Genomic DNA, 15,185 nt, shown 5'->3' on the forward strand with positions numbered 1-15,185 from the left:
GTTTGGCTACTCTGCGGCGACCCGCGCCTGTGTCGGCGCGGAGGGGAACCGGCAGGTTACCGTGGTTCCGCGCCCTTCGCCCGTGTCGATGTGGACCGAGCCGCCATGCAGCTCAACGAAGCTCTTGACGATGGAGAGGCCAAGCCCCGCACCACGCCTGCGCCCGCCATTAACATGCGGCTCGAAACGTTTGAAGATGGTTTCCAACACATCGGGTGCCATGCCCGGCCCATCATCATGCACGCTGAATTCCACCGCATCGTCATATTGCCGCGCAGAAAGCCGGATCGTGCTGTGCTCGGGCGCATAATTGGCCGCATTGGAAAGCAGATTGAAGAGCACCTGACGCACGCGGTTTTCGTCTGCATGGAAAACGAGCGCGGCATCGTCCATTTGCACGTCGAGCCGGATCTGGTGTTCGCGCAGGCGCTCCGATATGAGCCCGGCCGCAGCCTCGACCATGTCGCCGACCCTTACCTCGCCGATTTCCAGTTCCATGATGCCGGCGTCAACCGTCGCAAGGTCGAGAATGTCATTCACGACAGTGAGGAGCACGGAGGAGGAGGACCCTATGTGATCCAGGTACTCACGCTGCTTCTGATTGAGCGGACCCGTTTCCGGAAGGTTCAGGAGCTCGGTAAAGCCAATAATGTTCGTCAGCGGTGAACGCAGCTCATAGGAGACATGCTGCACGAAATCGTTCTTGAGCTTGTCTGCCTTCTGCAGCGCATCGTTCTTCTCCTTCAATGCGCGTTCCACGTTCACGCTGTCGGTCATGTCGACAAAGGTGATCATCACCTGGCCGTTGGGCAGCGGAATCGTGGCATGGCTCAATACCGACCCGTTAGAGAGCTCCACCTGACCATGCTGGCTGCGCCGCTCGTCATCGAAGCCAGTGACAGAGGCAACAAAATTGTGCCACGGGCTGTCCTTGGCCAGTGGGTCGCACACCGCACGGATGTCGGCAATATGTGCCTCGGGCGTGACAAGCTGGTCAGGCAGGTTCCAGATGCGCTGGAAAGCCGGATTGGACAAGCGCAGGCGTCCATCCGGGCCGAACACCGCGACGCCCTCGGTGAGATTGTCCAACGTTTCGCCTTGAACGCGCATCGCCGCATTGTAGCGGCTCTCGAGATCGAACTTCTCCGTCAAATTCTCGAAAACCCAGGTCACGCCACCCTTGGGCTGCGGATTGGCGATCACGCGGATCGTGCGTCCGTCGGGCAGGTGCCACCAGTGTTCCTGCGGTTTCATGCTGCGATAGGCGGACAGGAGCCCTTCCTTCCAGCGCCGCCATTCGGGCTGTTCGGCCAGCGTACCTTCGCTGCGTAGCCGGTCGAGCAGCAGAGCATTGTCGGGTCTGCTTTCGAGGAAAGGGGTATCGAGATCCCAAAGCTTCTGGAACGACTGGTTGAAGAAGCGCAGCTTCTGGTTCTCGTCGAAGATCGCCACCGCCGTTGTGAGCTGGTCGAGTGTGTCGGAATGACTCTGGACCGTGCTTTCAAATTCCCGGCGGATCGTTTCCACTTCGCTGATGTCCGCCGCGATGCCTGCCGAGCCATGACCGCCAGCATAATCGGTAACCGCAAAAACGCGCCGCTCGCCATGAACAACGGCGGACAGGGATTGCCGGAACACCTCATTGGCTTCGCGATGACGGCTGATGATTTCCTCCCGCGCCGACATGGGCAGGAACTCGACCTGTTCGCGCAGAACGGCATCACTCGTGGGGGCATCCACCGCACCGGTGAACGCACGGTTGACCCAGGCCAGTTGTCCGGCCTTGTCGCGGAGCCAGAACGGCATGTCGAGCGCGTCGAGCAGGCCCAGAAGCGTGGCACGCTCAGACAAGAGATTGTCCTGCTCAAGCTGAAGACGTGCATGTTCTTCACGCACGCCGGCAAGCGAGACGAACCGTAGAACCGTGTGCTGGGCAGATTTCCGCCCCTGAGCCTCCAGCATCGTGCCGGATCTCGTTTCGATGGTCAGGTCGAAATTCTCTCCGGTCTCGCGCAGGGTGGCGAGTGCGCGGTCGAGAGCGGAGGCGGACCGCGGCATCATCCAACGTCCAAATGCCAGGAACGCGGAGCGCTCATCCGGCGCACCGCACCCAGGCGCAAGATCGCCCACAATCGCCGGCTTGTCCGAGCCGCCGCCCCAGACGACCGCGCGTTGATCCTTCAGATTGAGAAGAGCCTCGGAGCGGCCGAGTGCCCCGCTCAGCTCTGCGATCCGTGCACGGAGTTCAAGATTTTCAGAAGCAATGCGGGCGCGCTGACGGATCAACCAGATGGCAGAGAGAAATGCTGCGCCCATGACACCGGCAAAGACGGCGATCTGAATGACTTCGAGAGCGGTGACCGAAACGCCCGGCGCAAGCTGCGCAGCCGCCTGCGCGGCGGCCACGGTTGGCACGGCCACGCCCGTCGTCAGCGTCAGCAACCGCATCAGTCCCCGCACGATGCCCACTTTGCGCTGTCGGCCCTTAGGGCCCGTAGATCCGCCGTTCAGCGGGTCCAGCCCCGGCATGTCTTGTTCCTTCTCCGCCGCATGATCTGGCAAGACCGCCCCTTCCTTTCGCCAGGCCCACAGCCCGGAAGGTCAGCCGCCTCGCGAATCACAGCACTGTACCGCGTGAGCGAATCGCCGTGAAGAAGGGCGCGCGACAAAAATAATACCGGGCCAAAAGTCAATGGCCCGGTATCAATATATTGTGCCTTAGTTAATTTTACTTAATAGCGGTAGTGTTCCGGCTTGAACGGCCCCTGCGGCGTAACACCGATATAGGAGGCCTGTTCTTCCGAAAGCGTGGTCAGTTGAGCGCCCAGCTTGTCGAGATGCAGGCGCGCGACCTTCTCGTCGAGATGCTTCGGCAGAACGTAGACCTCGTTCTTGTACTGGTCGCCACGGACAAAAAGCTCAATCTGCGCCAGCACCTGATTGGTGAAAGATGCGGACATGACGAAGCTCGGATGGCCCGTGGCGTTGCCTAGATTGAGAAGACGGCCTTCGGACAGGAGGATCATCCGCTTGTTGTCCGGGAAGGTGATCATGTCCACCTGCGGCTTGATGTTCGTCCATTTGAGATTGCGCAGGGCTGCAACCTGAATCTCGTTGTCGAAATGGCCGATATTGCCGACGATCGCCATGTCCTTCATCTTGCGCATGTGATCGATGGTGATGACATCCTTGTTGCCGGTCGTCGTGATAACGATGTCGGCGGTGGGAGCGGCGTCATCAAGCGTGACCACCTCGAAACCATCCATGGCAGCCTGCAGGGCACAGATCGGATCGACTTCCGTGACCTTCACGCGGGCACCAGCGCCGGCGAGCGACTGGGCCGAGCCCTTGCCGACATCGCCATAGCCGCAAACCACGGCCACCTTGCCGGCCATCATCACGTCAGTTGCACGGCGAATGCCATCCACCAGCGATTCCTTACAGCCATATTTGTTGTCGAATTTCGACTTGGTCACGGAATCGTTGACGTTGATCGCCGGGAAGGGGAGGAGGCCCTTCTTCTGGAGCTGATAGAGGCGGTTCACACCGGTCGTGGTCTCTTCCGTCACGCCCTTGATGGCTGCCTTCTGGCGCGCGAAGAAGCCCGGGGTCTCAGCCATGCGCTTCCTGATCTGCGCGAACAGGACTTCTTCTTCCTCGCTGCCCGGGTTGGACAGAACGTCCTCACCGGCCTCGGCGCGGGCGCCGATCAGAATGTACATGGTGGCGTCGCCGCCATCATCGAGGATCATGTTGGAGGGTTCACCATCGCTCCACTGGAAGATCTGGTCCGTATAGGTCCAGTACTCCTCAAGCGTCTCGCCTTTCACGGCGAACACAGGTGTGCCGCTCTCTGCAATGGCTGCAGCGGCATGGTCCTGCGTGGAGAAGATGTTGCAGGAGGCCCAGCGCACATCCGCACCCAGCGCCTTCAGCGTCTCAATAAGAACAGCGGTCTGGATGGTCATGTGCAAAGAACCGGAGATGCGCGCGCCCTTCAGCGGCTGCTCCTTGCCGAATTCCTCACGGCAGGCCATCAGGCCCGGCATTTCCGTCTCGGCGATCTCGATCTCCTTGCGGCCCCAGTCGGCCAGAGAAATGTCAGCGACCACATAATCCTTGTCAGCGCTCATTGGCGTACTCTCCGATTTTCATGAATCCGGGCGCCACGAACAGCAGGCCGGGCGCGAATGCTGGTGTCTGACTACCAGATCATGACGCCGCTCACAATGGATATAAAGAAATCTTTATTCGTGCATGTGTGAACCTAAATAGGGCTCAGCACTCTTCACCGAAGCGCTCTGCTATGAGGGTCTGCAGGGCGTCGAGCAATGCTTCCGCCTCCGGGCCGCTGGCGCTCACGCGGATCTTGCAGCCCGGACTCGCGGCGAGCATCATCAGCCCCATGATGGAGGTTCCGCCGACGGCAATGCCATCCTTCTCGACCTCGACGTCAGCATCGTGGCTTTCGACCATCTGCACGAACTTGGCCGAGGCTCGCGCATGAAGGCCGCGCTGGTTGACGATGCTGAACTCACGCGTCAACGCTTCCGAAGACCGCGCCCGCGCAGAGATATCGTTTGCCTGGGCCTCGGTCATTTTCCGCTCAGCACCTGGCTTGCAACATTGATGTATTTGCGACCAGCGGCCTGCGCCTCCTCGAGCGCCTGCGCCATGTCGTCATTGGCGCGTGCGGAAGAAAGCTTGATGAGCATGGGCAGATTTACACCCGCGATCACCTCGACACGGCCGGCGTCCATCACCGAAATCGCGAGGTTCGAGGGCGTTCCGCCGAACATGTCCGTGAGAATGATCACGCCTGAACCGGTGTCTGCCCGAGCAACCGCGTCAACAATATCGCGACGGCGTTGCTCCATGTCGTCCTCAGCACCAATGGAAACCGTTTCCAGGTTTTCCTGATGGCCCACCACGTGTTCCACTGCGTGGCGGAATTCCTCGGCCAACTGGCCATGCGTCACCAAGACGAGCCCGATCATCGGCACATCATCCGAATGCTTGGTTTTGCGCTCGAGCCTGTCACGCGTTTACTCCATCCACTGGCTTCACGGGTCTGCCCGTTTATCCGGTTTTTCTTCACTTAGTGTTCAGACCTTGTCGGTCCACCCTTGTTGGAAGCAGGTCCGGAGACGCCCCAGTCCCGTCCTGCCCCAAAGCAAGAGCGCTATCTTGTCAACGCACAGGCCGTTGACAAGCCCAAAACTGCGGCGATTCGCCTAAATAAAGTTCAAACGGCGGCGCGACCCGGACCAAAAGGCGGCAATTGCAGGGTTGCGGCGATGGCGTGGACCGCCCTTCGTGCCTGTCGTTGCGGCAATACCACGCACGGAATCGCAATGCCCTCGCGGACAATCTCCGTTTCCTCGGAGATGCGAGGCGCCTTTCGCTCGTCGACCAGAATAATGGCAAGGTCGATCACCGTGGCAGGGACATGGTCCAGCTTTGCCGGTCCCAGGCCGCGCGCTTCGGCCAAACCGGCGATGGAAGAAGGGGCTCTTGCAATCAAGCGCCCCGCTCTTGTCGAGAGGCAGACCTGATCGTCTGAAACAAAGGCTGCAAAGATGCCTGCCGCCTGGAAAAAAGCGAGGGCCTCCAGAGCGAGCATCGTCTTGCCGCTGCCTGAGTGACCCTCGACCAATATTCCGGATCCGGCGACAACAATGGCGGTGGCGTGGCAGTTGGGCATTTCGGTCAGGCCTCGGCGGGCAGAGCCACAATGAAGCGGGCGCCCTTGATGTCACCAGGCTTCGCCCCGGCGATGTTCTCCGCCGTCAACGTGCCGCCGTGGGCCTCGATAATCTGGCGACTGATTGAAAGGCCAAGGCCGGAGTTTTGGCCGAACGCTTCGCCAGCGGGTCGATCCGTGTAAAACCGCTCAAAAATCCGATCGATATTCTCCACGCGAATCCCCGGCCCGTTGTCTTCCACGGTGAGGATGATGCGCTTGCCGGCGCGCGACAGGCGTACATCGATCCGTCCCGTTTTTTCCGGAACGAAAGAACGGGCATTCTCGATGAGATTCGTGATCACCTGCCCCAAACGCAAATCGTGTCCCTGGATGAGATAGGCCGTCTCGGTTTCACCCTTCGGTTCGGCCGTGAAGGTGATCTCCACGGGCTTCTTCGTCGAACCTGCCTCACGGATCGCTCCGACCAGATCGCCAACAAACTGCTTCAGTTCCACACGGTCTGCATCCTCACGGGAAAGCTCCGCATCGAGCCGGGAGGCGTCGGAAATGTCAGTGATCAGTCGATCCAGCCGCCGCACATCGTGCTGGATGATTTCCAGAAGCCGTTCGCGTGAGCGCTCGTCTTTGGCAAGCGGAAGCGTTTCAACGGCGCTGCCCAAGGAGGTCAACGGATTTTTCAGCTCATGGGCCACGTCGGCAGCGAAGCTTTCGATGGCATCAATGCGCGCATAGAGCGCCTTGGTCATATCGCGCAGAGCCGAGGACAAATTGCCGATCTCATCCTGGCGATGGGAAAAATCGGGAATTTCCTCTCGTGACCGTGCACCACGACGCACCCGCACCGCTGCCGCAGAGAGCCGCCGCAACGGGTTCGCAATGGTGGAGGCAAGAAGCAGGGAGAGGATGGCCGTCACCAGAGCAGCGACAAAGAAAACGCGCAGAATGGCTTTGCGCTCGGCAGCCACGATCTTGTCGATGTCGCCACCCTGCGTCGACAGAAGCAACACGCCGAGGACAGCCCGGAAGCGCTGAATCGGTACTGCAACGGAGACAATCTGCTCGCCCTGTTCGCTGACGCGCACCACGTGGTTGGTGGTGCCGGTGAGTGCCCGCATCACCTCGGGATAGGCCACGCCGCTGCCTCCCGGCTGCTCTTTATAAACCGGCAGATCCCTGCGTCGGAAAATCTCTTTCATCCGCTGCCAAACCTGATCGAAAATGCTCGCATCGTCATCCTCAATGGACGGCAATTCGTAGCGAAGAACCTGCCCGAGATACTGAGAATCCAGCAGCAGGTTGGCATCCGGATCATAGATGCGGGCGCGGGTGCGGGTTTGCGGTATGAGCCTTCGCAGAAGAGGGGCTACACGCTCCGGATTGATCGGGAAATCAAGGCTCTCCAACTGGTCGCCTCGCGGCGGAAGGCTTTGCCCCGCCTGCAGCTCGAGCAGCTTGTCCGGATCAACAAGGATGGAGTCGGTTTCCACCTCGGCGGAACTCGCTATGGCGCCAGCAATAATTTCGCCCTGAGTCATCAGGCTCTCAACGCGGGCGCTGATCAGCTCTTCGCGAAACTCGTTCAGATAGAGAACCCCGACAACCAGAACGCCGAGACCAGCAAGGTTGAGAAACAGGATACGCCGCGTGAGGCTCGAAAATACATAGTGGCCAAAAAGACGGCGCAGCGGCACGGCAAGCCGACCCAGAAAGGGCTGACCTGCTGGACGTGCGGTCTTCGAGGACCGCCGCTCCGTCTTTTCAGTTTCTGCACTCATCGCCACTGTCTTGCCGACGCGCGCGCCGGGCAACCGCATCTCCGGGGTGACCCCAAGGTCTAGATCTCGCGGAAGCGATAGCCTACGCCATAGAGCGTTTCGATCATGTCGAACTCGCCGTCAACCGCCTTGAACTTCTTGCGCAGGCGCTTGATGTGGCTGTCGATGGTGCGGTCGTCCACGTACACCTGCTCGTCATAAGCCGAATCCATCAGGGCATCGCGGCTCTTCACCACGCCGGGACGCTGCGCCAGCGAATGCAGGATCAGGAATTCGGTGACAGTCAGCGTGACAGGCTGCCCCTTCCAGGTGCAGGTATGGCGTTCCTGGTCCATGACGAGCTGCCCGCGTTCCAGCGATTGCGACTGCTTGCCCGGGGTCTTTGCAGCGGTTTCTCGATTGCTCGCGCGGCGCAGAACGGCCCGGACACGCTCGACCAGAAGGCGCTGCGAGAACGGTTTGCGGACGAAATCGTCAGCGCCCATCTTCAGACCGAAGAGTTCGTCGATCTCGTCGTCCTTGGAGGTCAGGAAGATGACCGGGACATCGCTCTTCTGGCGCAGTCGGCGCAACAGCTCCATGCCATCCATCCGCGGCATCTTGATGTCGAGGATTGCAAGATTGGGCGGTCGGGCTCCAAGTCCCTCCAACGCCGAAACGCCGTCCGTATAGGTTTCGACCCGATAGCCTTCCGATTCCAGTGCTATGGAAACGGAGGTGAGAATGTTGCGGTCGTCATCGACAAGCGCGATTGTTGCCATATCCAGCGGCTCCCTCATGGGCATGTCGTCCCTATCTGCATCGATCGGCTGTGCAGATGCAGGACAAATTGGGTACAAAATGTGGCATATAAAGCCCCTCGTGTCACACAGGTGCTTCTCATGACACCTCCCGGCGCTGCGAAGCTGTGCAAATACTGGTCGAATCCAACCCGATTTAAACGATTTAAACGATTTTAAAAAATTTAAATCGATTAATGGTTTGATATCCCTCGCTTATTTGTGTTTTCAGCTTGGATCGCCTGCGCGGACAGGCATCTCAAGGGAAATCTGGTGGTTACGATGAACGAAACCGGCATGCGCAACCCGGCTTGCGGGATCGACAGCAATGGTCTGAAAATGACGGGCGCCGTCCATTATAATTTTCAGCCGGCTGCGCTTTATGAGGAGGCGATCCGTCGCGGGGAGGCGAAACTCACCGCAGATGGTGCACTGGTGGCCGAAACCGGCCAGCACACGGGCCGCTCCGCCAAGGACAAGTTCGTCGTGCGTACCGCCGAAACGGAGGATGCGGTCTGGTGGGACAACAACAAGCCCATCTCCTCCGAGCATTTCGAGACACTTCACGCCGATTTCATCGCCCATGCAGCTGACCGGGATCTGTTTGTGCAGGATCTTGTCGGCGGAGCCGATCCCGAAAACAGCCTGCCCGTGCGCGTCATCACAGAATATGCCTGGCATTCGCTGTTCATCCGCAATCTGCTCCTGCGGCCCGAGGTGGAGGCACTTGCCTCCTTCGTGCCGGAGATGACGATCATCGACCTGCCTTCCTTCCGCGCCGATCCCGAGCGCCACGGCTGCCGCACCGAAACCGTTATCGCTGTGGATCTGACGCGCAATATCGTTCTGATCGGCGGCACCTCCTATGCCGGCGAAATGAAGAAGTCGGTCTTCACCGCCCTCAACTACATTCTGCCGGCAAAGGGCGTGATGCCGATGCACTGCTCGGCCAATGTCGGGCCAGATGGCGATGCCGCTGTGTTCTTCGGCCTGTCGGGCACCGGCAAGACCACGCTTTCGGCGGATCCGTCCCGGACGCTGATCGGCGACGACGAGCATGGCTGGGGCGAGACCGGTCTCTTCAATTTCGAGGGTGGCTGCTACGCAAAGACGATACGCCTTTCTGAAGAGGCCGAACCGGAAATCTTTGCCACCACGCGCCGTTTCGGCACAGTTTTGGAGAATGTGGTTCTTGATGCAGAGCGCCGCCCGGATTTTGACGATGGCAGTCTGACCGAGAACACGCGCTGCGCCTATCCCCTGCACTTCATCCCGAACGCAAGCGAAACCGGTCGCAGCGGTCATCCGAACAACATCATCATGCTGACCGCGGATGCTTTCGGTGTTCTGCCGCCCATCGCAAAGCTCACACCGGCTCAGGCCATGTATCACTTCCTGTCGGGATACACAGCCAAAGTGGCCGGAACCGAAAAGGGCGTGACGGAACCCGAGGCCACCTTCTCCACCTGCTTCGGTGCGCCCTTCATGCCGCGCCATCCTTCCGAGTACGGGAATCTGCTGCGCGACCTGATCGCCCGTCACGGTGTCGACTGCTGGCTGGTCAACACCGGCTGGACCGGCGGGGCCTATGGTGTGGGCAGCCGCATGCCCATCAAGGTGACGCGGGGCCTGCTCAACGCGGCCTTGAGCGGTGAGTTGAACGACGCGGAGTTCCGCACCGACCCGCATTTTGGCTTCGCCGTGCCGGTGGCGGTACCTGGGATCGAGAGCAGCGTTCTGGATCCGCGCTCCACCTGGTCTGACAAAGCAGCCTATGATGCGCAGGCTCGCCGGCTCGTCGGGATGTTTATCGACAATTTTGAGAAGTTCGAAACGCATGTGGATGCCACCGTGCGCGAAGCTGCGCCACAGATGGCGCAAGCTGCCGAATAACCCGGCCCACTTGCATCCCGCTTGCTGAATGCGCATGTTCAGGCCCGGTCGTTGAGACCGGGCCTTTTCATTATAGCGGACAGGAGCTATGGCCGAGGACGACCTCAACATCAGGGATGGCGTGACCGTTTTCGAGGACGAGTTGCAGGAGCAATTCATCCGGTCCTCCGGTCCCGGCGGTCAAAATGTCAACAAGGTAGCAACCGCGGTGCAACTGAGGTTCAACGCAAGGACAGCACGCGGCCTGCCGCAGCGTGTGCGTGAAAGGGTTCTGGAGCTTGCCGGAAGCCGTGCCACGAAAGAGGGCGAGATCGTCATTGAGGCAGGCCGCTACCGCACCCAGGAAATGAATCGCGCCGACGCGCGCGACCGGCTCGCCCAACTTCTGACCCGCGCCGCCGAACCGCCGCCCAGACCCCGCAAGAAAACTAAACCCTCTCGTTCCGCGATAGAACGCCGGTTGAAGGCCAAAGCCGGTCGTTCATCGGTGAAGAAACTACGTGGGAAAATCAGTTTCGATTGAGATCGACATAGTCTCGTCGGCGAATCCGCTACCGTAACTTTTGCCCAGCAACTGTTTTGCAGTTGAAATTTTGAGCTGATACACGTCAAATATCAGCGAATTCTAACTGGAGACATTTCCATGGGCATTTTCGATTTTGTCAAATCAGTCGGCAAAAAGCTCGGCATGGTGGACGAAGAGCCGCCGGCAGCAGACCAACTGAAGAAGGAACTCGATTCCCACAAGCTCGGCACCGACAAGGTCGATGTGGTCGTAGAAGGTGACAAGGTTGTTCTCAAAGGCGAGGTGGCTGACCAGTCGGCGTTTGAAAAGGCTGTCGTTGCGGTCGGCAACACGCTCGGCATTTCCAAGGTGGAGGCTGGCGAGCTCAAAGTCGCTTCAGCCGAGGCCAAGGCACCGGTCTTCTACACCGTGAAAAAAGGCGACAATCTCTGGAAGATTGCCGAGGCCAATTACGGCAAGGGCAAAGGTGCGAAGTACACTGTCATCTTCGAGGCCAACAAGCCCATGCTTGACGACCCGGACAAGATCTATCCCGGCCAGGTGCTGCGTATTCCCGATCTCGCCGAGGCGTGATCGCAACTGTCATTATCTGGCATGAGACGGCGGCTTTCGGGTCGCCGTTTTTTGTTTGCAGGCGTAAGCTTCCTAAGTGAGGCTGTCTGTGTGATGCGTGGTTCGACAAGCTCACCATGAGGAGCGGGATTGGCTGCAAACCCCTCCATCATGTTCATGACCAGACTTGCCCGATACCACCTTCCTCATGGTGAGCTTGTCGAACCACGCACTCCATCAATGCAACGGTGCATCATGCACCTTACTCGGTTTAAGGAGATTTGATTGCCCACCCTGACCGAAGGCGTGATCCACCTGCCCGAATATCTCGACCGCCCGGCGCAGGAGGCGCTGCTCGGCGAGATACGCGCCGTGGTGCGCGAGGCGCCGCTGTTCGTGCCTGCCATGCCGCGAACCGGCAAGGAAATGAGTGTCCGCATGACCAATTGCGGCGCTCTCGGCTGGGTTACGGACAAGGAACGCGGATACCGGTATCAGGAGACGCACCCCGTCACCGGGAAGCCCTGGCCTGCCATCCCTGAAAGCCTTCTAGCCCTTTGGAATGAGGTGGCGGATTTCCCCGCTCCACCTCAAGCCTGTCTCGTCAACCACTATACCGACGGGGCAAAGATGGGCCTGCATCAGGATCGCGATGAAGAGGCCTTTGCCGCGCCTGTGGTCTCAGTATCGCTCGGCGATGCCTGCCTCTTTCGTGTCGGCGGCACGAAACGCAGCGACAAAACCTTGTCAGTCAAGCTCCAGTCCGGCGATGTGGTGGTGCTCGGCGGGGCAGGGCGACTTGCCTTTCACGGGGTCGACCGCATCTATCCGGGCACGTCGACGCTGCTCTCCGCTCCCGGCCGCATCAATCTGACCCTGCGGCGCGTCACAGCTTCCTGAGCGCGACCTCTTCGGTCAGGTGGTTGGCGCCTTTGCGCAGAATCAGGTCGGCGCGCGGCCTCGTCGGAAGAATGTTTTCACGCAGATTCTTGAGATTGATATTTTCCCAGAGTTGCTCGGCGATCGCGAGGGCGGCACTTGGTTTCAGTGTCGCATAACGATGGAAAAAGGACTCTGGGTTCTGGAACGCGGTCTCGCGCAGCCGCATGAATCGGTCGACATACCATTGATGGATGAGATCTTCCGGCGCGTCGATGTAAATCGAGAAATCAAAAAAGTCCGAAACAACCGGAACCGCTGTTCCATCCTGCGGCAGATCACGTGTCTGCAGCACATTGATGCCCTCGAAAATCAGAATATCCGGCCGGTCGATGGTGCGATATTCACCCGGCAGGACATCATAGGTAAGGTGCGAATAGAGCGGCGCCTGAACATTTGGCAGGCCGGCCTTGATGGCGGACAGAAACCGCAGCACCGCTCCGAGGTCGTAGCTTTCGGGGAACCCCTTGCGCTCCATAAGATTGTCACGCCGCAGAATCTCGTTGGGATAGAGAAAGCCATCCGTTGTCACCAGATCCACTTTCGGGCTGGAAGGCCAGCGGGCGAGCAGCTCCTTGAGCACGCGCGCAGTTGTGGACTTACCGACCGCCACCGAACCGGCGATGCCGATGATGAAGGGTGATTTCACAACATCCTGGCTGTCGAAAAACGCCTGTCTTTGGCGAAACAGAAGCTGCGTGGCCTCCACATGAGCCGAAAGAAGCCGCGACATGGACAGATATATCCGGCGCACTTCTTCAAGATCGACGGGGTCGTTCAGCGAACGCAGTCGCCGAACCTCATCCTCGGTCAGGGTGAGTGGCGTGTCGGCGCGAAACTTCGCCCATTTCTCCGCCGTAAAAATGCGATAGGGGGAGTATTTCTCCCCTGAGACAAGCTGGTCCATGAAGTTCGCGGCCCCCTTCCTCGCCGCCATGGCTGTCGTCGCCTTCCGGGATCTCTGGCTATCGCTCATGCGCCAGATGATGCCATCCCGCGCAGAAACGATCTATCCCTTTCGGGATGCCTTTTCTTCCATACCCGAGCGCGCGGTGCGTCGCTCGAGCTCGGACATCACCTCATCAAGCGTGACGCCCTCAAGAGCCAGAACCACCAACCAATGATAAAGAAGATCGGCGCTTTCGGAAATCAGCTCCTGCCTGTCGCGCGAGACAGCGGCGATCACCGTTTCAACGGCTTCTTCGCCCAGCTTCTGCGCGGCCTTGGGAGTGCCCTTTGCAAACAGCCTGGCCGTCCATGAGTTTTCGTCCCCCGAGCGCGCGCGCTCGGCGATGATGGCTTCCAGTCGGGTGAGGTCGAACTGGCTCATGCCTGCTCCGGGGTCTGTGCGGGATCGAGCCGCATGGGAATGCCCGCCGAGGCCATATATGCCTTGGCCTCGCCGATCGTATAAGTGCCGAAGTGAAAGATCGAGGCGGCCAACACGGCACTGGCATGGCCCTCGCGCACGCCTTCGACGAGGTGATCGAGCGTACCGACGCCGCCGGAAGCGATCACCGGCGCACGCACCGCATTGGCTACGGCGCGGGTCAGAGGAATGTTGTATCCGGCCTTGGTGCCATCGCGGTCCATCGAGGTCAGCAGGATCTCGCCGGCGCCAAGGTCCACCACCTTTCGTGCAAACGCCACCGCATCGATGCCAGTCGGCGTGCGCCCGCCATGGGTGAAGATTTCCCAGCGCAGCGGTTCGCCTTCGCCCGACACCTGCTTGGCGTCTATCGCCACGACGATGCACTGATCGCCGAATTTGTCGGCCGCGCGCGCCACCAGTTCCGGGTCCTTCACAGCCGCCGTGTTGATCGACACCTTGTCGGCTCCGGCGAGCAGGAGTTTGCGAATGTCGGAAACCTCGCGCACGCCACCGCCCACCGTCAGCGGCATGAAGCACTGTTCGGCAGTGCGCGCCACGACATCAAAGATCGTTTCGCGGTTGTCGCTGGAGGCGGTGATGTCGAGGAAGCAGAGCTCGTCTGCCCCGGCGGCATCATAGGCCTTCGCCGCTTCCACCGGATCGCCGGCATCGATCAGATCGACGAAATTGATGCCTTTGACGACGCGACCGTCTTTCACATCGAGACAGGGGATGACGCGGGCTTTGAGGGTCATTGGTTCACTTTGCACACAACTTTAAGTTCCATTAGTCTTGTCAGATGGATTCTCTATCTGTTGACAGCGAATACATAATCTATGCCGATGAGAGTGGCGATCACTCCCTTAGATCCATCGATCCATCCTATCCCGTATTTTCTTTATCTCTTTGCGGTTTCAGGAAAACCACCTATTGCAGCCGCATCGTTCCTCGATTTCAGGCCCTGAAATTCCGATATTTCGGGCATGACGCAATCATTCTTCACGAGCACGACATCCGCAAACAGAATGGCGCTTTCCGGATATTGACCGATCGTGTTGTCAGGGAAAATTTTCTGGACGACCTTTCCGACTGCCTCACCAATGCGCGGTTCAAAATATTCAGCACCGTGATTTACAAGCCGGACCTGAAGCTGGATCTCTTTCCCGAAAATCCCTACGCCATCTCCCTTCGCATCAGTCTCCAGCATGTGTGCGGTTTTCTGAAACGAAATGGACAATTTGGCAAGCGAACCTACTTCATTTTCGAGAAGCGCGGCGCAAAGGAAGACAGAGAACTGGAGCTCGAGTTTCGCCGGATCGTGTCTGGCCAAAACGATCTTTCCCTTCCACTGGACCGATTTGAGATTGTCTTTTGCGACAAGAAGGCCAATTCGACGGGAATGCAGATCGCCGATCTGACCGCACGCCCGATTGGATTAAGCGTTTTTAGGAAAAATCAGACAAACCGGGCGTTTGAACTGATCCGCGCAAAACTCTATCGAGGTCGACGTTACAGCCCACCAAGCCAGGGCATCATCGTGCCATAAAAGCGAAAGGCCTCGGATTACTCCAAGGCCCGACGCCGACCGGGAAACCCCAATCCATTTGACTTCAATATACAGCATTGCCCAAAAAAGTCAAGA

General features: G+C 59.1%; 15 protein-coding genes. 5 read left to right on the forward strand and 10 right to left on the reverse strand.

The genetic code is table 11. From position 1 onward, the window contains the following. Positions 1-6: 6 nt before the first annotated feature. From H7H48_RS12595 to H7H48_RS12625, 7 genes are all read right to left on the reverse strand, one after another. Positions 7-2,529, reverse strand: coding sequence for a PAS domain-containing sensor histidine kinase (locus H7H48_RS12595; RefSeq protein ID WP_229449420.1), 2,523 nt, complete (start codon positions 2,527-2,529; stop codon positions 7-9). A 203-nt stretch (positions 2,530-2,732) separates the two neighbouring features. Beyond that, positions 2,733-4,133, reverse strand: a complete 1,401-nt coding sequence (gene ahcY, locus H7H48_RS12600) for an adenosylhomocysteinase (protein WP_229449421.1) — start codon at positions 4,131-4,133, stop codon at positions 2,733-2,735. A gap of 145 nt (positions 4,134-4,278) precedes the next feature. Beyond that, a complete protein-coding gene (locus H7H48_RS12605) occupies positions 4,279-4,599 on the reverse strand; it encodes an HPr family phosphocarrier protein (protein ID WP_229449422.1) in 321 nt (106 codons plus the stop codon). Next, a complete protein-coding gene (locus H7H48_RS12610; RefSeq protein ID WP_223022234.1) occupies positions 4,596-4,997 on the reverse strand; it encodes a PTS sugar transporter subunit IIA in 402 nt (133 codons plus the stop codon). Before H7H48_RS12610 ends, H7H48_RS12605 begins: the two co-directional genes overlap by 4 nt. Positions 4,998-5,245: 248 nt before the next feature. Next, complete coding sequence (locus H7H48_RS12615; protein ID WP_229449423.1) at positions 5,246-5,704, reverse strand: HPr kinase/phosphorylase; 459 nt, start codon at positions 5,702-5,704, stop codon at positions 5,246-5,248. 5 nt (positions 5,705-5,709) lie between these two features. Then, positions 5,710-7,482, reverse strand: a complete 1,773-nt coding sequence (locus tag H7H48_RS12620; RefSeq protein WP_229449424.1) for a stimulus-sensing domain-containing protein — start codon at positions 7,480-7,482, stop codon at positions 5,710-5,712. 59 nt (positions 7,483-7,541) lie between these two features. Next, a complete protein-coding gene (locus tag H7H48_RS12625; RefSeq protein WP_229450074.1) occupies positions 7,542-8,243 on the reverse strand; it encodes a response regulator transcription factor in 702 nt (233 codons plus the stop codon). Between the two features lie 300 nt (positions 8,244-8,543). On the opposite strand from H7H48_RS12625, the gene H7H48_RS12630 reads away from it, so the two are divergent. The 4 genes from H7H48_RS12630 (at position 8,544) to H7H48_RS12645 (ending at position 12,132) form a co-directional block, all read left to right on the forward strand. Beyond that, on the forward strand, positions 8,544-10,154 hold the full coding sequence (locus H7H48_RS12630; RefSeq protein ID WP_229449425.1) for a phosphoenolpyruvate carboxykinase: 1,611 nt from the start codon (positions 8,544-8,546) through the stop codon (positions 10,152-10,154). A gap of 88 nt (positions 10,155-10,242) precedes the next feature. Beyond that, a complete protein-coding gene (gene arfB / locus H7H48_RS12635) occupies positions 10,243-10,677 on the forward strand; it encodes an alternative ribosome rescue aminoacyl-tRNA hydrolase ArfB (protein WP_229449426.1) in 435 nt (144 codons plus the stop codon). A 120-nt stretch (positions 10,678-10,797) separates the two neighbouring features. Beyond that, positions 10,798-11,253: a peptidoglycan-binding protein LysM gene (gene lysM, locus H7H48_RS12640; protein ID WP_229449427.1), complete on the forward strand. Its 456-nt coding sequence runs from the start codon at positions 10,798-10,800 to the stop codon at positions 11,251-11,253. A 264-nt stretch (positions 11,254-11,517) separates the two neighbouring features. After that, positions 11,518-12,132 carry an alpha-ketoglutarate-dependent dioxygenase AlkB gene (locus H7H48_RS12645; protein ID WP_229449428.1) on the forward strand — a complete coding sequence of 205 codons (615 nt, stop codon included), beginning with the start codon at positions 11,518-11,520 and terminating at the stop codon, positions 12,130-12,132. Here H7H48_RS12645 and coaA read toward each other — a convergent pair. The 3 genes from coaA to hisF all read right to left on the reverse strand — a co-directional run bounded on the left by coaA (position 12,119) and on the right by hisF (position 14,298). Further along, positions 12,119-13,078 carry a type I pantothenate kinase gene (coaA, locus tag H7H48_RS12650; RefSeq protein WP_229450075.1) on the reverse strand — a complete coding sequence of 320 codons (960 nt, stop codon included), beginning with the start codon at positions 13,076-13,078 and terminating at the stop codon, positions 12,119-12,121. The genes H7H48_RS12645 and coaA overlap by 14 nt on opposite strands. Positions 13,079-13,180: 102 nt before the next feature. Beyond that, positions 13,181-13,501, reverse strand: coding sequence for a phosphoribosyl-ATP diphosphatase (locus H7H48_RS12655; RefSeq protein ID WP_229449429.1), 321 nt, complete (start codon positions 13,499-13,501; stop codon positions 13,181-13,183). Continuing rightward, positions 13,498-14,298, reverse strand: coding sequence for an imidazole glycerol phosphate synthase subunit HisF (gene hisF / locus H7H48_RS12660; protein WP_229449430.1), 801 nt, complete (start codon positions 14,296-14,298; stop codon positions 13,498-13,500). The genes H7H48_RS12655 and hisF overlap by 4 nt, the downstream gene beginning before the upstream one ends. A 44-nt stretch (positions 14,299-14,342) precedes the next feature. Here hisF and H7H48_RS12665 point away from each other — a divergent pair, with 44 nt between their 5' ends. Next, positions 14,343-15,089, forward strand: coding sequence for a DUF3800 domain-containing protein (locus tag H7H48_RS12665; protein ID WP_229449431.1), 747 nt, complete (start codon positions 14,343-14,345; stop codon positions 15,087-15,089). Positions 15,090-15,185 lie beyond the last annotated feature (96 nt).

The sequence above is a fragment of the Nitratireductor sp. B36 genome (assembly GCF_020833685.1).
GTDB lineage: Bacteria > Pseudomonadota > Alphaproteobacteria > Rhizobiales > Rhizobiaceae > Nitratireductor.